The sequence below is a fragment of the Micromonospora sp. NBRC 110009 genome (genome assembly GCF_030518795.1).
Taxonomy (GTDB): domain Bacteria; phylum Actinomycetota; class Actinomycetes; order Mycobacteriales; family Micromonosporaceae; genus Micromonospora.
This window is the reverse complement of the sequence record NZ_CP130427.1, coordinates 6,340,709-6,355,492: the sequence shown is the minus strand read 5'-3', so window position 1 is coordinate 6,355,492 and position 14,784 is coordinate 6,340,709. Positions and strand designations below refer to the sequence as shown.

The following is a 14,784-nucleotide window of genomic DNA, read 5'->3' as shown; positions in this document are numbered from 1 at the left end:
CCCGTTCAGCCGTTGGCCGGCGGTGGATCCCCGATCCCGGGGCTCTCGCCGCCGGCCGCGTCGCGGGGCGACCGGGCCGGCTCGGGGGCCGGCACGGCCCGCCGGCCGCGAGGAAGGAACTCCCGCAGCAGGATCTGCGCGATGCCGGCCGCCGGGATGGCCAGCAGGGCGCCCAGCAGGCCGGCCAGCTCGGCGGCGAGCAGCGCGCTGACCAGCACGGTCAGCGGGTTCAGCCGGACGGCGCGGGACATGATGACCGGGGCCAGCAGGTGGTTCTCGATCTGCTGGTAGATCACGAAGGACACCAGCACGACGCCGCCGGTGGTGGGGGAGTGCAGGAAGCCCGCCCCGGCCGCGATGATCGCCCCCAGGGTCGCTCCGACCAGCGGAATCAGGTCCGCGATGGCGACCAGCAGGGCGATCACCGCCGCGAAGGGCACGCCGAGGAGGAAGAGCAGCAGGAAGGTCAGCCCGCCCAGGATCAGGCTGATCAGGAGGTTGCCGGTGAGGTAGCCGGTGATCGCGCGGGAGGAGCCGCGACCGATGCGGCGGAGCCGCTCCGCCGTGCCGTCGCCGGCCAGGGCCAGCGTGCCGGCGATGATCCTGGGCGCCTCCAACACCATCAGGTACGCCAGAACCACCACGGTGACCAGCGCGACGACGGTCTCCAGCAGGCCGCGGAGCACCCCGAGGGCCGGCTGGCTGAGCCGGGCGCCGTAGCGCGGGAGCTCCGCGACGTTGGCGTACCGCTCGAGGTGGAACCGGTGCAGCAGCTTCCCGACCGATCCCCGGCCGGCGCGGGCCTCGCGCAGCAGTTCCGGCGCCCGGTCGGCGAACCGGGTGATCTCGTCCACCAGCGGCAGCAGGATCATCGCGGCCAGCGCGGAGACCAGCACGAAGGCCACCGCGAAGACCAGCAGGGTGGCCAGCGCCCGGCGCCGGACGAACCGACGCTCCACCTGGTCCACCAGGGGTTTCAGGGCGACCGCGAAGAACGCCGCCACGATCACCAGGACCAGCACCCGCCGGGTCGCCCAAACCAGCCCCAGCGCCACCGCGGTGGCCAGCACCAGACCGATGACGATCAGCGCCCGCCGGGCGGTCGCCCGGTCGTCGGCGTGGCTCATCCGGCGCGGCTACCCGTCGCGGCGGGGCGGAAACGCTGGGCGTCCGGTCAGCCGTCGGCGAGGTCGGCGTCGGTGGCCGGGCGGGTGCCGCCGACGAACGCGTCCAGGGTCGATCCGTGCAGCACACCGCCGGGCACCGGGTCGCCCGCCGCGCGGGCGACCAGCCGGCGTACCGGCAGCCGGTCGGGGCGGTGGGCGGCGGCGAGCACCAGGTTGCCGTACCGCCGGCCGCGCAGCATCCGCCGGTCGGCGATCAGGCAGACGTCGGCGAAGACGGCGCGCAGCGCCGCCACCTGGGTACGGGAGAAGACCAGCGGCGGTAGGTCGGTGACGTTGACCAGGTAGATGCCGTCCGGGCGGAGCACCCGGGCCACCGCGGCGACGAACTCGACGCTGGCCACGTGCCGGGGCATCCGGGCCGCCCGGTAGACGTCGGCGAGCACCAGGTCGTACGCGTCGGCTGCCGCGGTGGTTACCGCGTCCCGGGCGTCGCCGACCGTCACGACGACCTCGGGCGGCACCGGGGCCAGTTGGCGGGCGACCAGCTCGACCACGGCAGGGTCCCGCTCCACGACCCGCTGGGGGGAGCCGGGACGGGTGGTGGCCAGCCAGCGGGGCAGGGTGAGCGCCCCGCCGCCCAGGTGCAGGGCGGTGAGCGGCCGGCGGCGCGGGGCGGCCAGGTCGATCACCGCGGCCATCCGTCGGACGTACTCGAAGTGCAGGTATCGGGGGTCGGCGACGTCGACGTAGGACTGTTCGACCCCGGCGGCGAGCAGGGTGCGCCCGGTCGGCCGGGCCCGGTCCACGACGATCTCCAGGTCCGTGCCGCTCACGGCCGCCAACGCTACCCGTACCGCGGCGGGCCGGCGGGCGGGGCGCCCGCCGGCCCCGGGGCGGCTCAGCCGAAGTTCATGCCGGCGCCCACCTCGTCGATCGCGTCGTCGACCCGCCCGGCGAGATCCACGTCCAGCGCGGTCACCCCGTCGACCTGCTGGGTGCGTACGGTGATCACCGCGCTGTCCGGTTCCGGCCGGCCGATCAGCGGGCCTCGCCCGACCTCGAGCTTGAGCAGGTCGAGGCGGTCGAGCACCCGGTCCAGGTTCCCGGCCGGCAGCTCGATGGTGCGCACCAGCGACTGCCGGTCGCTGGACCAGTACACCAGCCGGGCGAGCGCGTCGCGCAGCTCCGCGTCGTTCAGCGGCGCGGTGGCGGACGTCGGGCCCACCAGGCCACCGCCGGGCTCCGGCGGTGCGAGCAGGTCCCGCAGGCCGTCCGGTACGCGCAGCGACTCGACCAGCTCGCCGTCGGCGTCGGCCAACGCGGCGAGCGTCGCCTCGGCCTGGTACCGCGCCTGTTCCGGGGTGAGCCGGCTGCGTCGGCCCACCTCGGCCAGGAAGCCGGGCAGGTCGCGGCGGCGCTCGATGCCGTCCACCGGCACCACGTCGTGCAGCTTCATCGGCATCGCCTCGAGCAGCCGTTCGCGCTCGGCCTCGTCGAGCGCCCAGGCCAGCGCGAGGACGGTCGCCTCCGCCGCCACCTTGGCGGTGGAGAAGTCGACCCCGGCCCGCCGGCTGACGTCGTCGACGAGATCCCGGTAGCCCAGGGTGGTCACCCGTCCGCGGCCTTGGTCGGGCAGCGGCCGCGGGCGTTCCGGCACGCCGGCCGGCGGTGGTGCGGGACCGCCGCGCGTGGTGTCCGGCTTGTGCCGCCCGGCCGGCGGCGGGCCGGACCGTTCGCGCTGGTCCAGCGAGGTGACCTGCTTGGACGCGCTCAGGCTGGCGCCGGTCTGGCTCGGGCGTCGACCGCGTTCCCGGGCCTCCCGGGCCAGGGTCCGGCGGCGTTGGTTGTCGCCCTCCATCTGCTTGCGCATCGTCGCACCTCGTTCCTCGTCGGTTGCGCCTTCCGCGGCTGGCCTTCCCGGCGCTACCGGGAAGGAAACGGTGCCGTCGGCGGCGGGCGAGCTTCATTCGCTGCGGGTGAGGGGCGCTCACCCGGCGGCCCTCCACCATCGGAGTGGACCCGGAGACTTCCGGCGCACGCGGAAGGGAAGGTCGCCATGAAGAAGATCGTCGAGATCGTCCCCGCCCGACCCGGCTGGTACGCGCGGTGGCAGGTCGACCCCGAGACCACCCGCTCCTACCAGGTGACGCTGTGGGCCCTGGTGGAGGAGTCCGACGGCACCGGCCGTGAGGTCGTCGGTGTCGACTGCGTGGGGCAGTGGCCCGGAGCGGACGACAACGAGGCGGGTGGGGAGTTCGTCCGCTATCTCTTCCAGATGCCCGATTCCGGCAGGCCGGCGGACGCCGAGCCGCCGACGGTGGGGCAGCTGCGGGACTTCGGCCCGCGCCTGCAGCCCGTGCCCGCCGCCTGAGCCACCCTCCCCGGCCCCCGGCCCCTGGTCCCAGGGTCGGGGGCCACCCCTTGCCCGCCGAAGGCGGGTCAGCCGACCTCGCGGGTGCCGTCGGTCGCTGCGCGGGGCGGCGCCGCCAGCAGCTCAGCCAGCCCGGTGCGGGCGAGCAACTGCTGGACCTGCGGGTTCATGGCGGTGAGCTGGATCGGGCGGGTGCCCGCGCGGTGGATCACCACCAGCGCGCTCAGCCCGGAGGAGTCGCACAGGGCCACGCCGTCGAAGTCGAGCAGCAGCTCCTGGTAGCCGTCCCGGCGCAGCTCGGCGGCGGCGGCGATGAGGTCCGGCGCGGTGTCGAAGTCCAGCTCCCCCGTCAGCCGCAGTCGGGCCCGCCCGGCGTCGAGCCGGTCCACCTGGATGGTCAACAGCTCGGAGGGCATGGCTCCATGTTCCCAGTCTTGCGCCATGGGGAAGACCCCGGGGTCGTCAGGCCGAGGCCGATCCGCCCAACGGTCGGGCGGCGGGCAGCCCCGGGCGGCCGTTGTGTTTCGGGCGGGCCAACAGACCGGTGACGCCGGTCATGTCGAGGATGCTCGTCAGGAAGCGCGGGCATTCCCGCAGCTCGATCGCGGTGCCGCCGTGCTGCGCCTCGCGCCAGGCGTGCACGATCACCGACAGGCCGGTGCTGTCGATGAACAGCAGGTCGGCGAAGTTCAGCACGAGCATGGCCGGGCCGTCGGCCAGCAGCAGGTCGATCTCGGTGCGCAGCGGAGCGGCGGTGGTGAACGCGAGGTCGCCGCCGACCCGGATGGCCGGGGCCGCGGGATCGGACCGGTCCACGAAGATGCTCAACGGCGTCGCGTCCGGCCTTCTCCGTTGAGATACCACCATCACGCCTTTCCGCAGCCTGCCGGTTGGACAGGGTTGTCCGGATCGTAACAACCCCCGAACCGCCCCGCTCGGTGGCGCCGGGCAGGGCGAGCCGCCGCTCGCCGCGGGTGGCGGTGCCTGCATACCGGCGTAGGGTGGGGCGAAGAGATCTGACCACACGCACCGTTTCCGGTGGACCGAGGGTATCGAGAAGGAGTGGGGCTTAGCTGGTGACTGCTGCCGACGTCAGGGATTCTGACCCGGGCGACGGACGGATCGCCACGCCGAGTACCGCACGGGCTCCAGCGTGGTCCGCCGGCGTTCCGTCGGCAGCCGCCCTGCCGCCGCTCGCCCCGGACCGCGGTCTCGCCAGCCCCGACTGGTCTGAGGTGGTGGAGCACTTCCGCGAGGGCCTGATCGTCCACGACGTCGACGGGGTGGTCCGTCACCTGAGCCCCGTCGCGGAGCGGCTGATCCCCGAGGTGGTGCCCGGCGAGGTGCTCGCCGCCGCCGGCGTGGACGCGCTGACCGGGGACGAGCCGGCCGAGTTCACCCACCACGACCGCCGGCTCCGGGTGCGTCAGGTGCCGCTGTCCAAGGGGCGCCGGTGCTGGTACGTCGAGGACGTCACGGAGAGCGTGACCCGGGCCGACGCGCTGCTCGCCGAGCGGGCCCGCTCGGCGTTCCTCGCCGTGGTCGGCGAGAAGCTGGGCAACCCGCTGCACCCCGACCGGGCCGCCGCCGCGGTGGTCCGCCTCGCGGTGCCGACCACGGCGGACGTCGCCGTGCTGGTGCTGGCCCCCCGCTCGGGACGGGCCCGCTGGTGGCGGGCCGCCCGCGCGGACGACGGCGCGTCGGCCGTGGACGGTGGGGTGCTCGCCGCCACGGCCCTGCCCGCCGCGATCCAGGAAGGGCTCGCCGGCGCCGAGCCGCACGCGGTGGACTGGCTGGTCGAGCAGGCCATCGAGGCGGGCTGGCTGCCCGGGCTGGCGGCGGCCGAGACGACCGCCCGGGTGGTGCCGCTGCCGGGCCGGGACGATCCGGCGGGCGTGCTGCTGGTCGCCCGCCGCTCCTCCCGCTGGTACGACGAGGCCGACGTCGACCTGCTCCGCGCCTTCGCGGCCCGGGCCGGCGCCGCGCTGACCACCGCGGTCCTCTACCGCGACCAGGCGGAGGTCGCCGACACTCTCCAGGCCAGCCTCCTGCCCGTCGAACCGGCGGCGGCGGCCGGCGTGCAGTGGGGCACGGCGTACCGGCCGGCGCAGGCGGGGCTGCGGATCGGCGGCGACTTCTACGGGTCGCACCGGCTGGGCGACGGCGGCTCGGTCTTCTTCCTCGGTGACGTGTCCGGCAAGGGCGTCGAAGCGGCCGTCTTCACCGGCCAGCTCCGCCAGTGCCTGCAGGCGCTGCACCGGGTCGAGTCCCAACCGGCGCGGCTGTTGAAGCTGCTCAACGACGCGCTGCTGGAGACCACCCAGGCGCACGGGCAGGGGCGCTTCGCCACCATGGTGCTCGGTGTGGTGCGCCCGCACCGGGACGGCAGCCTCGCCCTGACCATGGCCGGCGGCGGGCACCTTCCGCCGCTGGTGCTGCGCGAGTCCGGTGAGGTCGAGGCGGTGCCGCTGAGCGGCATGCTGATCGGCGTGGTGCCGGATCCCCGCATCGGCGAGGTCACCGTGCGGCTGGCGCCCGGCGAGACGTGCCTGCTCTACAGCGACGGGGTGACCGAGGCGCGGGGCGGGCGGCGCGGCGACGAGCAGTTCGGCGCCGACCGGCTGCTGAACGCGATCACCGGCTGTCACCGGATGCCGGCCCCGGCGCTGGCCGAGCGGGTCGAGCAGGTGACCTGTGACTGGCTGGCCCACGGCGACCACGACGACATCGCAGTGCTCGCCCTGCGGGCGACCGGCTCGGCGACCAGGCCGGCCCGACATCTGCACGCGGTGCCCGGCCCGGCCGGCGCCCAGGAGACGAGAGGAGCCCGCGCGTGACCGCGAGGACCCTGGCCGCCGACCCGGCAGCCGCCTACCCGGGCTATCTGGAGTGCCTGGAGGAGGCCGACGAGTACGCCGCGGTCGAGGTGGCCACCGCGTTGCTGGCGGCCGGGGTGCCGGCCGAGCGGGTGCTGCTGGAGCTGGTCGCCCCGGCGCAGGCCGAGGTGGGGGAGCGGTGGGCGCGCAACGAGTGGAGCGTGGCCCAGGAGCACGCGGCCACCCACATCAGCGAGCGGGTGGTGGCGGCCGTCGCCGCGTACGCCGATCCGCGGCCTACCCGGGGCCGGATCGTGGTGGCCTGCATGGACGGCGAGTGGCACGCGCTGCCGGCCCGGCTGGTGGCCGAGGTGCTGCGGCTGCGCGGCTGGCAGGTCACCTTCCTCGGGGCCAGCGTCCCCGCCGCCCACCTGGTTTCCTACCTGCACCGGTACGACGCGCACGCGGTCGCCCTGGCCTGCGCGCTGCCGATGCGCCTGCCGTACGCGCACCGGATGATCGAGGCGTGCCGCCGTTCCGACGTGCCGGTGCTGGTCGGTGGGCGGGGCTTCGGCGACGACGGGCGCTGGGCCCGGCTGCTCGGGGTGCCGTGGGCCCCGGCGGCGCCGGCCGCGGCCGACCTCGTCGCCGACGAGCGGGCCCTGCACGCCGTGCCGCCCGCCCGGCTGGACCACCTGGCCGACGACGAGTACGCCAGCCTGGTCAAGCGGCGCGGCGAGCTGATCGACAGCGCGCTCGCCGACCTGCGCGAGCGGGTGCCGGCCGTGCGCGACTACACCCCGGCGCAGCTCGACTCGACCGTCAGCGACCTCGGCTACATCGTCGACTTCCTGGCTGCCGCGCTCTACGTCGACGACGAGACGCTGTTCACCGAGTTCACCGAGTGGCTGGTGGAGATCCTGACCAGCCGGCACGTCCCGGCGCGCGCGGTCGGGCTCACCCTCGATCACTATGGACAGCAGCTGCGCGACTTTCCCCGGGCGGGGGGCTTCCTGGAGCGGGCCCGGGTGCTGGTCGCCGGGTCGGGGGCGAAGCCGACCCAGTGACCGGCCTGGATTCAGGCTCGGCGGGGGAATCCGCGTATACTTGCTGAACTGCAAGCGTCCCGCTTGTGGTGGGAGCGAGGGGGGCCACGGTGGCGTTCGCCGTCACGTACGCCCAGCGGGACGAGGGCGACGCCTGCCTCCAGCTTGCCGGCGAGCTCGACCTGAGCACCGCTCCGCAGCTCAACGACGCCATCGACCGGCTGATCGCCGAGGGCCGCCGGCAGCTGCTGCTGGACCTCAGCCAGCTGACCTTCTGCGACTCGACCGGCATCGCGGCCTTCGTCCGAGGGGACAACCTGCTCGCCGCCGACGACGGCTGGCTCCGGGTCACCGGGGCGACCGGCCGGGTCGCCCGGGTGCTCCAGATAACCGGGCTCGCCGACCTCCTCCGATACGAGGCCGACGCGCCCGACCCGGCCTCCTCCGCGGGCCTCTGATCGGCTAGATTCCCCGGGCCGGGAGCCGATCGTGGCGTCCGGCTCCGCCCTCGACACGAAGCAGGTAATCCTGATGGGCCCACGCACCCCGAGCCCCGTTCGTATCCTCGTGGTGGACGACGACCCGGGTGACGTCCTGATGATCGAGGAGGCCCTCGCGGACTCCGACGTCGACAAGGTGATCGACGTGGTCGGCGACGGCCAGGAGGCGATCGAGTTCCTCCGGCGGGAGGGCCGGCACCGCGAGGCCCAGCGGCCGGACGTCATCCTGCTCGACCTGAACATGCCGCGGATGGACGGGCGGCAGGTGCTCGGCGAGGTCAAGCGGGACGAGGACCTGCGGACCATCCCGATCGTCGTGCTCACCACCTCCAACGCCGACACCGACATCCTCGGCAGCTACACCCTCCAGGCCAACGCGTACGTGACGAAGCCGATCGACCTGGACGACTTCAACGACGTGGTGCGCCGGATCGACGAGTTCTTCGGCCGCGTGGTCGTGCTCCCCAAGCACTCCTGAGCTGCCGGCTGGTAGCGCCGGCGCGCGGATGCTGAACAATTTGCGGGAACGGCCGCGCGAGTCGGCGTCACCCCTCAGGATCGGCAGGTGGGGAAGTAACACCAGCTGCCTGGGGGGCGACAGTATGAGGTTCTCCGTCGTTGAGACCGGCTACGACCAGCGGCAGGTGGATTCCTGCCTCGACGAGCTGGGGATCCGGTTGGTCCGGCTCGCGGCGCGGGCGGAGAGCGCCGCCGGTGCCGGCCGCGAGTTCGATCAGATCCGGCAGGAGGCGAGCCACCTCTGCGACTTCCTCCGCCGCCGCACCGCGCCGGCCGAAGGCGACCTCCCCGCCGTCCGGGCCGGCGCCGCGGCCGTCGAGCGGGAGGCCGCCGCGCTGCTGGCCGCGGCGCGCAGCGAGCTGGAGGCCGCCCGGGAGGAGGCCCACCGGGTGCGTGAGCAGGCGTACGCCGAGGCGGTGCGGGCGCGCCGCGACTTCGAGGCGGCGCTGCTGGCCCGCCGGCGGCGGGAGGCCCGGGTGGAGGAGATCCTGTCCGGGGCGCGGGTCGACACGGTTCCGGCGGACACGGCGACCGCGGCGGCAGGGGTGCCGGCGACCCGGGGCGCCGGCGCGTCCGGTGACGCCGGGGCGGGGTCCGCCGAGCGCAGCGCGGCCGCCTGAACCGGCTCAGACCAGCGCCGCGACCACCGTGGTCGCCCGCTGCTCGTGCTGGGCGTACGCGTCGGGGAAGGCGGAGACCTGCACGGCCTGGGCGGCCTGGGTGAGGCTCATGTCCTGCCAGCCGGGCACCTCCTCGAGCGCGCTGAAGAAGGCGCGGGCGGCGTACGCCGGGCGCATGATCTGGGCGACGGTGCCCCAGCCGCTGCTCGGCCGCTGCTGGAACAGCCCGACCGAGTCGTGGTCGGAGCCGCTGCCCTGGTGCGGGTAGTCGTAGGACTCGGGCAGCACGTCGCTGGCCAGGTTGTAGAGGTTGCTCTCCTGCATGGCGGTGGCGACGGCGATCACCAGCGCCTTGCGCGGCAGCTTCATGGCCCGCCCGACGTCGACGATCGTCTTGGCGTTGTCCATCTGGCGCTGGTCGAGACCGGCGACCGGGCGGGGGTGCTTGGGCCGGACGGGCTTCTTCGGCGCCTTCCTGGTGGGCGTGGGGCTCGGGGTGGCGACCGGGAGGGGGGTGACCGGTACCGCGGTCCGCTCGAAGTCGCGGGAGGCGCGCTGCTGCGCGTCGGCGGCCGCGCGGTCGGCCATCATCTCGCGGACGGGCTCGTGGTGCTGGCCGGTGTCCTCGGCCCCGACGAAGCCGATGAGGCCGAGGCAGCAGGTCACACCGGTGGCGACCGCGATCCGCGCGGGGGCCGACGAGAAGGGCCGGCGACGGGGCGGCTCGGGGGCCCGGTGCCGCCCGATCCTCCTTTCGGCTGATGCCGGGTCGATCGTACGGCGAACGGGGCGCTTCTCGGTCGGCTGCTGCTCAGGGGAGTCGTCGGGCTGCACCCGCCGAGGCTAGAAAGCATCCCGGCCGTTGCCATCGGGGTAGTTGGTGGCATGCGCCACAATTTGCCATGATCCGCACCGGCATTACGCTCGGTGATCCATGAAAGGGGCGCTTCTTGCCTTTCGTATTTGTCAGGAATATGGGAAAGGGGAGTGCGAATCAGGCGGATGATCGTTTTCCTGCCGGCCTGCACGCCCCTCCTCCGTTCGGCCCATGAGCACCTCGTTCAGCCGGGGATGCGGGTGGGGGCCGGAGGGCCAGGGACGGTGGCGGTGGCCGTACCGGGATCACCGCGGCCGGCGGTCGGGCGGCTCTATACGATGCGGACGGTGACGGAGCAGATGGTCGATGAACGGGCCGCCGATGACCCGGCCGGCCGGCGGGGCCGGCGGGGATCGGTGGTCATCGTCCTCGCCGTGCTGCTCGCCGCGCTCCTCGCCGGCCACCGGGCGGTGCCCAACGTGCACGGCCTGGGCAGCCTGGTGGACAGCGCCACCCCGCTGCTCGGCCTCGGCGTACCCCTGCTCGCGCTTGCGGCGGCGCTGCGCCGCTCCAGGTGGGCGTTGGTCGCGGTGGCCCTCCCCGCGCTGCTCTGGCTCGCCCTCTACGGCGGCGTGTGGCTGCCGCCCGCGGCCGGCGCCGGCCCCGCCTCGGTCCGGGTGGCCAGCCAGAACCTGCGGTCCGGGAATCCCGACCCGGCCGCCACGCTCGACGCGCTCGTCGGTGCGGCCCCGGACCTGATCGGGCTCCAGGAGGTCGACGACGGCGACCGGGTGGAGGCGGCGCTCGGCCACCGCTATCCGCACCGGGCGGCGGTGTCGACGGTCGCGCTGTGGAGCCGGTGGCCGATCCGGGCGTCCCACGGCGTGGACACCGGCCTGGGCTGGGACCGGGCGCTCCGCGCGGTGGTGGCCGCCCCCCAGGGCGACCTGGTCGTCTACGTGGTGCACCTGGGCTCCGCCCGGGCCGGACACACCGCCACCCGGGACGAGACCCTCGCCGCGCTCGCCGCCACGGTCCGGGCCGACGACGCTCCCCGGCTGGTGGTGCTGGGCGACCTCAACACCGCCACCACCGACCGGGTCTTCGTCCCGCTCACCCGGCTGCTGCGCGACGCGCAGGCCGACGCCGGACAGGGGTTCGGCTTCACCTGGCCGGCGGACCTCCCGGTGACCCGCCCGGACCACGTCCTCTACCGGGGGCTCACCCCCACCGCGGCGGGGGTGCTGCACACCCCGGACAGCGACCATCGGGCGGTGACCGCCGGCTTCCGCTGGTGAGCGCGGTCAGTGCCGCGCGTTCTCCGCGGGGGTGACGGTCAGCCGGTGCCGGCTGCTGTCGCCGCTGGAGAAGGGCCATAGCCGATCGGCGTGCGCGACCAGGTCGGCCAGTTGCTCCCGGGTGAGGCCGGCGGAGGAGATCTCGGCGTGCACGTCGGCCCGGTACCGGCCGTCGTCGTCACGGCCCAGCTTCGCCTCCGCGGTCACCTCGACCGTGTGCGCCTCGTCGGTGATCTCGCCGGCCGCCTCCACTGCCGCGTGATGCAGGCAGGACGCGAAGGCGGCGGCCAGCAGCTGCTCGGGCGTCAGGCCGGTGCAGTGCGGCGCCAGCGGGGACGCCAGGGCGGTGGAGAGGCCCCCGTCGTCGGTGCGCACGTGACCGCCGGCGGCGGTCGCCGTGGCCGTCTCGGGCAGCCAGGAACTCGGATCCGGCATCGCGTTCCTCCCGTCAGTCACCCGCCCGGCTACCCGACGCCCGTCCGGCGAAACCGCAGCTGGGCCGCTCTGACCTGCCGGAGAACCTCAGTGCGCCGGTGACGAGGATCGGGTCCGGTCCCTCGGGTGCGCCTCGACGGCCATCGCCTCGGTCGCCTCGGCGGCCGCCCGCTCGGTCCACGGCGACACCGCCGCGGAGCGCTGCCGGGGCATGGCCGCCAGCATCGGGACGTACACCCGGGCGTCCACCACCTCGGCCAGCAGCAGCGCCGCCATCAGGCTCGTGGGCCGGGCGGCCGGTTCGTCGGCGAGGCAGCGCCGGCACAGGTCGGCGATCTCCGCCGGCAGTCCCTCGATCGGGGGCAGCGGCTCCGGCGGCTGGCGCCGGCGCTCGCCCAGCAACTGGGTCGCGCTGCAGGCGGCGTACGGGAGCCGACCGGACAGGGCGTAGTAGAGCAGCACGCCGAGGGCGTACATGTCGGCCGCCGGGGTGGCCGGCTGCCGGTCGAGCTGCTCCGGCGCCAGGTACGCGGGGGTCCCCACCACCATGCCGTCCGGCGTGTGGTCGACCGCCCCGGGCGAGGTGGCGATGCCGAAGTCGAGCACCTTCACCCCGGCCGGGGTGAGGATCACGTTCGCCGGCTTCACGTCGCGGTGCACGATGTCGTGCGCGTGCGCGGCGGCCAGCGCGGCGCTCACCTCGGCGCAGACCCGGACCGCGATCCGCCAGTCCAGCGGACCCTCGCGCAGGTGCGTCGCGAGCGTCTCACCCTCGGCCAGCTCCATCACGATGTAGGGCACCTCGCGTCCGTCCGGGGCCGGGGAGGTGCCGAAGTCGTGCACGCTCGCCACGTTCGGGTGCACCAACCGGGCCGCGGACCGCGCCTCGGCCCGGATCCGCTCCACCGAGGTGGCCTCGCCGTCCAGCCCGGGGGAGATCAGCTTGACCGCGACTGTCCGGTCCAGCACGAGGTCGTGGGCGCGCCACACCTCCGACATCCCGCCGATGCCGACGCGCTGTTCGAGCTCGTACCGCCCGCCCAGCGTCCTCATCGACCACTCCTCGCCCTCGTCCGGCCCCCGACCTGCTTCGGATCGCGGTACCCCGGCCCCCAGCAGGGCAAACCGCCGGGGGTTTCGGGCCCGGCGCGCGGCGGGGCGGGGTAGCTTCGCCTCCAGGGCCGCCGTGACGGTGGGTGCCGGCTGCGGAACGGAGGGTGCGGGGTGGCGTTGGTACGCGTGCGGTTCGTCGGCGGACCCGCCGACGAGCTGGTCCGGGAGGTGCCGGCCGAGTCGGACGGCGAGCCGCCGCACCGGTGGATCCTGCGCCACCCGGACGGGCGGGCCGTAGGCGAGGCCGACCACCTCTACGAACGGGACCACCGCGACGGCTACGGCACCTGGACCATGCGGTACGTGCGGACCGAACCGTTCGGCGCCACCGAGTGAGCGGCGGTCAGGCCGCTCCCGTAGTGCCGAGGATGACCGAGGCCACCAGCTCCGGATCGTCGTGCATCGGCACGTGGCCGCAGCCGGTCAGGTCGAGGTGCCGGGCCGCGGGCAGGCGGGTCCGGGCCAGCGCGGCCTGCCGGTAGGGCAGGATCCGGTCCCGGGTGCCCCAGGCGACGGTCACCGGCACGGTGGGCGCGCCGGCGAAGGCGTAGCCCCGTCCCGCGCGCGCCACCGCGCGGAAGGCCCGCGCCTCGCGCAGCGCCCGGGCGTCGGCCAGCGCCGCGTCGAGCGCCATCCGGTTGGGGCGGGCCAGGATCATTCCCATGGCGAGGGTCCGCAAGGCCGGTGAGCCGAACAGCGACCGCAGCACCGGCTCGGGCAGCCGGGCGGCGTTGCGGTGCAGGCTCAGCACGGTGAGCGCCCAGCGCAGCTCGGCCGGGGTGCAGAAGCCGGCCGGGGAGAGCGCGGTGGCCGAGGAGACCGTCCCGGCGGCGGCGAGTTCCAGGGCGATCGCGCCGCCGAGGCTGTTGCCCGCCGCGTGCGGTCGCTGCAGCCCGAGCGCGGTGAAGACCTCGACGACGGCCGCGACCAGGCCGGGCATGTCCGTCGGCAGCCCGGCCACCGGCACCGGGGACCGGCCGAAGCCGGGCAGGTCCAGCGCGATCACGTCGTGCGCCTCGGCGAGCCGGTCCAGCACCGGCAGCCAGGCGGCCCAGTGGTGCCCGATGCCGTGCAGCAGGACCAGCGGCGACCCGGCGCCGCGCCGCTCGAAGACCACCTCGACGGGAGCGCTCATCGCCGCACCTGCGGCGGGATGTGCCCGGCCCGCGGTCGGGGCGGACGGCCGTCGATGGACATGCCGGCAAGTTACCACCGGGTAGCCGGCTGCGGAAGGGCCGTCCGGTGGGCCCGCGGCCACGCCCGGACGCCCTGCCCGGCCAGCCATTCCGGGCCGTCCGCGCCGCGCGCCAGCGCGGCCACCGCCAGCATCGCGGCCCGCGCCGCGTCGGGGGCGGCCACGGTCACCGCATCCCACCCCGCGGCCGGCGACCCACCGGTACGCGGGTCGCGTACCCCGCCGCCGTCCGGGCGTAGCACGTCGGCGGTGACCAGCGCGCCGCCGGTCAGCGTCGGCGGCCCCTGCGCCACCCGCCAACCACTCACCGGCACCGGGCCCGCCACGGCGATCCGGGACCCGAGGGCGACCAGCACCCCGGTCCCGTGCCGGGCCGCCACCTGCTCGGCGCAGCGCTGCACCAGGTACGCGCTGGCCGTCCCGCCGAGGTCCAGCCAGAGCGGCGGCGGCACCGCCAGCAGGTCCCCGCGGAGCGACACGGCCCGCCAGTCCCGGCCCCGCTCCACCGCGCCCCAGCCGGAGCCGCAGGCCGGCAGCGGCCCCCCGGCCCGGCGCAGCCGGGCCGCGCCGACCGTCGGATCCACCGCGCCGCCGGTCGCCTCGGCGGCGCCGAGCGCCACCGACAGCAGGTCCCGCAGCAGCGGGCCGACCGGCACGGGCCGGCCGGCGGCCCGGTGCGCCCGGGCCAGTTCCAGGTCGACCACGCGCAGCCCGGCCAGCCGGCGCGCCACCGTACGCCGGGCCGCCGGCAGCGCGGTACGGTCGGTCACCGCCACCCGTACCGGCCGGTCCCGCCACCACCAGCGGACCTCGAAGGTCCCGTCCACGCTCATACGGGCAGCGTGCCCGGGGAGGCTGGAGGCGACGTGGGGCGTACCTGTGACCACGCTGTGCCTCCGGCCGGCGGGGCGGTGGACGCGACCCATC

General features: G+C 75.3%; 18 protein-coding genes. 8 read left to right on the top strand and 10 right to left on the bottom strand.

The genetic code is table 11. From position 1 onward, the window contains the following. Positions 1-5: 5 nt before the first annotated feature. The 3 genes from Q2K19_RS30025 to Q2K19_RS30015 form a co-directional block, all read right to left on the bottom strand. Positions 6-1,127 (bottom strand): AI-2E family transporter, encoded by a 1,122-nt coding sequence (locus Q2K19_RS30025; RefSeq protein WP_302765534.1) that lies wholly within the window; start codon positions 1,125-1,127, stop codon positions 6-8. 47 nt (positions 1,128-1,174) lie between these two features. Next, positions 1,175-1,960 carry a spermidine synthase gene (locus Q2K19_RS30020; protein ID WP_302765533.1) on the bottom strand — a complete coding sequence of 262 codons (786 nt, stop codon included), beginning with the start codon at positions 1,958-1,960 and terminating at the stop codon, positions 1,175-1,177. Between the two features lie 65 nt (positions 1,961-2,025). Then, a complete protein-coding gene (locus Q2K19_RS30015) occupies positions 2,026-2,997 on the bottom strand; it encodes a DUF2267 domain-containing protein (protein WP_302765532.1) in 972 nt (323 codons plus the stop codon). 186 nt (positions 2,998-3,183) lie between these two features. On the opposite strand from Q2K19_RS30015, the gene Q2K19_RS30010 reads away from it, so the two are divergent. Next, on the top strand, positions 3,184-3,498 hold the full coding sequence (locus tag Q2K19_RS30010) for a hypothetical protein (RefSeq protein WP_302765531.1): 315 nt from the start codon (positions 3,184-3,186) through the stop codon (positions 3,496-3,498). 68 nt (positions 3,499-3,566) lie between these two features. Here Q2K19_RS30010 and Q2K19_RS30005 read toward each other — a convergent pair whose 3' ends face one another. Next, entirely contained in the window at positions 3,567-3,914 is a 348-nt protein-coding gene (locus tag Q2K19_RS30005) for an STAS domain-containing protein (RefSeq protein WP_302765529.1), read from the bottom strand. 46 nt (positions 3,915-3,960) lie between these two features. After that, complete coding sequence (locus tag Q2K19_RS30000) at positions 3,961-4,326, bottom strand: STAS domain-containing protein (protein ID WP_302765527.1); 366 nt, start codon at positions 4,324-4,326, stop codon at positions 3,961-3,963. A gap of 248 nt (positions 4,327-4,574) precedes the next feature. Between Q2K19_RS30000 and Q2K19_RS29995 the strand changes: the two genes are divergently transcribed. From Q2K19_RS29995 to Q2K19_RS29975, 5 genes are all read left to right on the top strand, one after another. After that, positions 4,575-6,335, top strand: a complete 1,761-nt coding sequence (locus Q2K19_RS29995) for a PP2C family protein-serine/threonine phosphatase (protein ID WP_302765525.1) — start codon at positions 4,575-4,577, stop codon at positions 6,333-6,335. Continuing rightward, positions 6,332-7,381, top strand: coding sequence for a cobalamin B12-binding domain-containing protein (locus Q2K19_RS29990; RefSeq protein ID WP_302765524.1), 1,050 nt, complete (start codon positions 6,332-6,334; stop codon positions 7,379-7,381). The genes Q2K19_RS29995 and Q2K19_RS29990 overlap by 4 nt, the downstream gene beginning before the upstream one ends. 89 nt (positions 7,382-7,470) lie before the next feature. After that, on the top strand, positions 7,471-7,818 hold the full coding sequence (locus Q2K19_RS29985; RefSeq protein ID WP_302765522.1) for an STAS domain-containing protein: 348 nt from the start codon (positions 7,471-7,473) through the stop codon (positions 7,816-7,818). 73 nt (positions 7,819-7,891) lie between these two features. Continuing rightward, positions 7,892-8,338, top strand: a complete 447-nt coding sequence (locus tag Q2K19_RS29980) for a response regulator (RefSeq protein WP_302772834.1) — start codon at positions 7,892-7,894, stop codon at positions 8,336-8,338. Between the two features lie 124 nt (positions 8,339-8,462). After that, positions 8,463-8,999 carry an ATPase gene (locus Q2K19_RS29975; RefSeq protein WP_302765521.1) on the top strand — a complete coding sequence of 179 codons (537 nt, stop codon included), beginning with the start codon at positions 8,463-8,465 and terminating at the stop codon, positions 8,997-8,999. A 6-nt stretch (positions 9,000-9,005) separates the two neighbouring features. On the opposite strand, the gene Q2K19_RS29970 is transcribed toward Q2K19_RS29975, so the two are convergent. Beyond that, positions 9,006-9,833, bottom strand: a complete 828-nt coding sequence (locus Q2K19_RS29970) for a hypothetical protein (protein ID WP_302765520.1) — start codon at positions 9,831-9,833, stop codon at positions 9,006-9,008. Between the two features lie 330 nt (positions 9,834-10,163). Between Q2K19_RS29970 and Q2K19_RS29965 the strand changes: the two genes are divergently transcribed. Next, complete coding sequence (locus Q2K19_RS29965) at positions 10,164-11,114, top strand: endonuclease/exonuclease/phosphatase family protein (protein WP_302765519.1); 951 nt, start codon at positions 10,164-10,166, stop codon at positions 11,112-11,114. A gap of 6 nt (positions 11,115-11,120) precedes the next feature. On the opposite strand, the gene Q2K19_RS29960 is transcribed toward Q2K19_RS29965, so the two are convergent. Both Q2K19_RS29960 and Q2K19_RS29955 read right to left on the bottom strand, forming a co-directional pair. Beyond that, complete coding sequence (locus Q2K19_RS29960) at positions 11,121-11,549, bottom strand: OsmC family protein (protein WP_302765518.1); 429 nt, start codon at positions 11,547-11,549, stop codon at positions 11,121-11,123. An 87-nt stretch (positions 11,550-11,636) separates the two neighbouring features. Next, positions 11,637-12,602, bottom strand: a complete 966-nt coding sequence (locus tag Q2K19_RS29955; RefSeq protein ID WP_302765516.1) for a serine/threonine-protein kinase — start codon at positions 12,600-12,602, stop codon at positions 11,637-11,639. Positions 12,603-12,773: 171 nt separating this feature from the next. On the opposite strand from Q2K19_RS29955, the gene Q2K19_RS29950 reads away from it, so the two are divergent. Further along, complete coding sequence (locus tag Q2K19_RS29950) at positions 12,774-12,998, top strand: hypothetical protein (RefSeq protein ID WP_302765515.1); 225 nt, start codon at positions 12,774-12,776, stop codon at positions 12,996-12,998. A gap of 7 nt (positions 12,999-13,005) precedes the next feature. Here Q2K19_RS29950 and Q2K19_RS29945 read toward each other — a convergent pair whose 3' ends face one another. Together Q2K19_RS29945 and Q2K19_RS29940 are read right to left on the bottom strand one after the other, a co-directional pair. Then, positions 13,006-13,797 (bottom strand): alpha/beta fold hydrolase, encoded by a 792-nt coding sequence (locus Q2K19_RS29945; protein ID WP_302765514.1) that lies wholly within the window; start codon positions 13,795-13,797, stop codon positions 13,006-13,008. A 71-nt stretch (positions 13,798-13,868) separates the two neighbouring features. Continuing rightward, complete coding sequence (locus Q2K19_RS29940; protein ID WP_302765513.1) at positions 13,869-14,690, bottom strand: FAD:protein FMN transferase; 822 nt, start codon at positions 14,688-14,690, stop codon at positions 13,869-13,871. Positions 14,691-14,784: the final 94 nt, after the last annotated feature.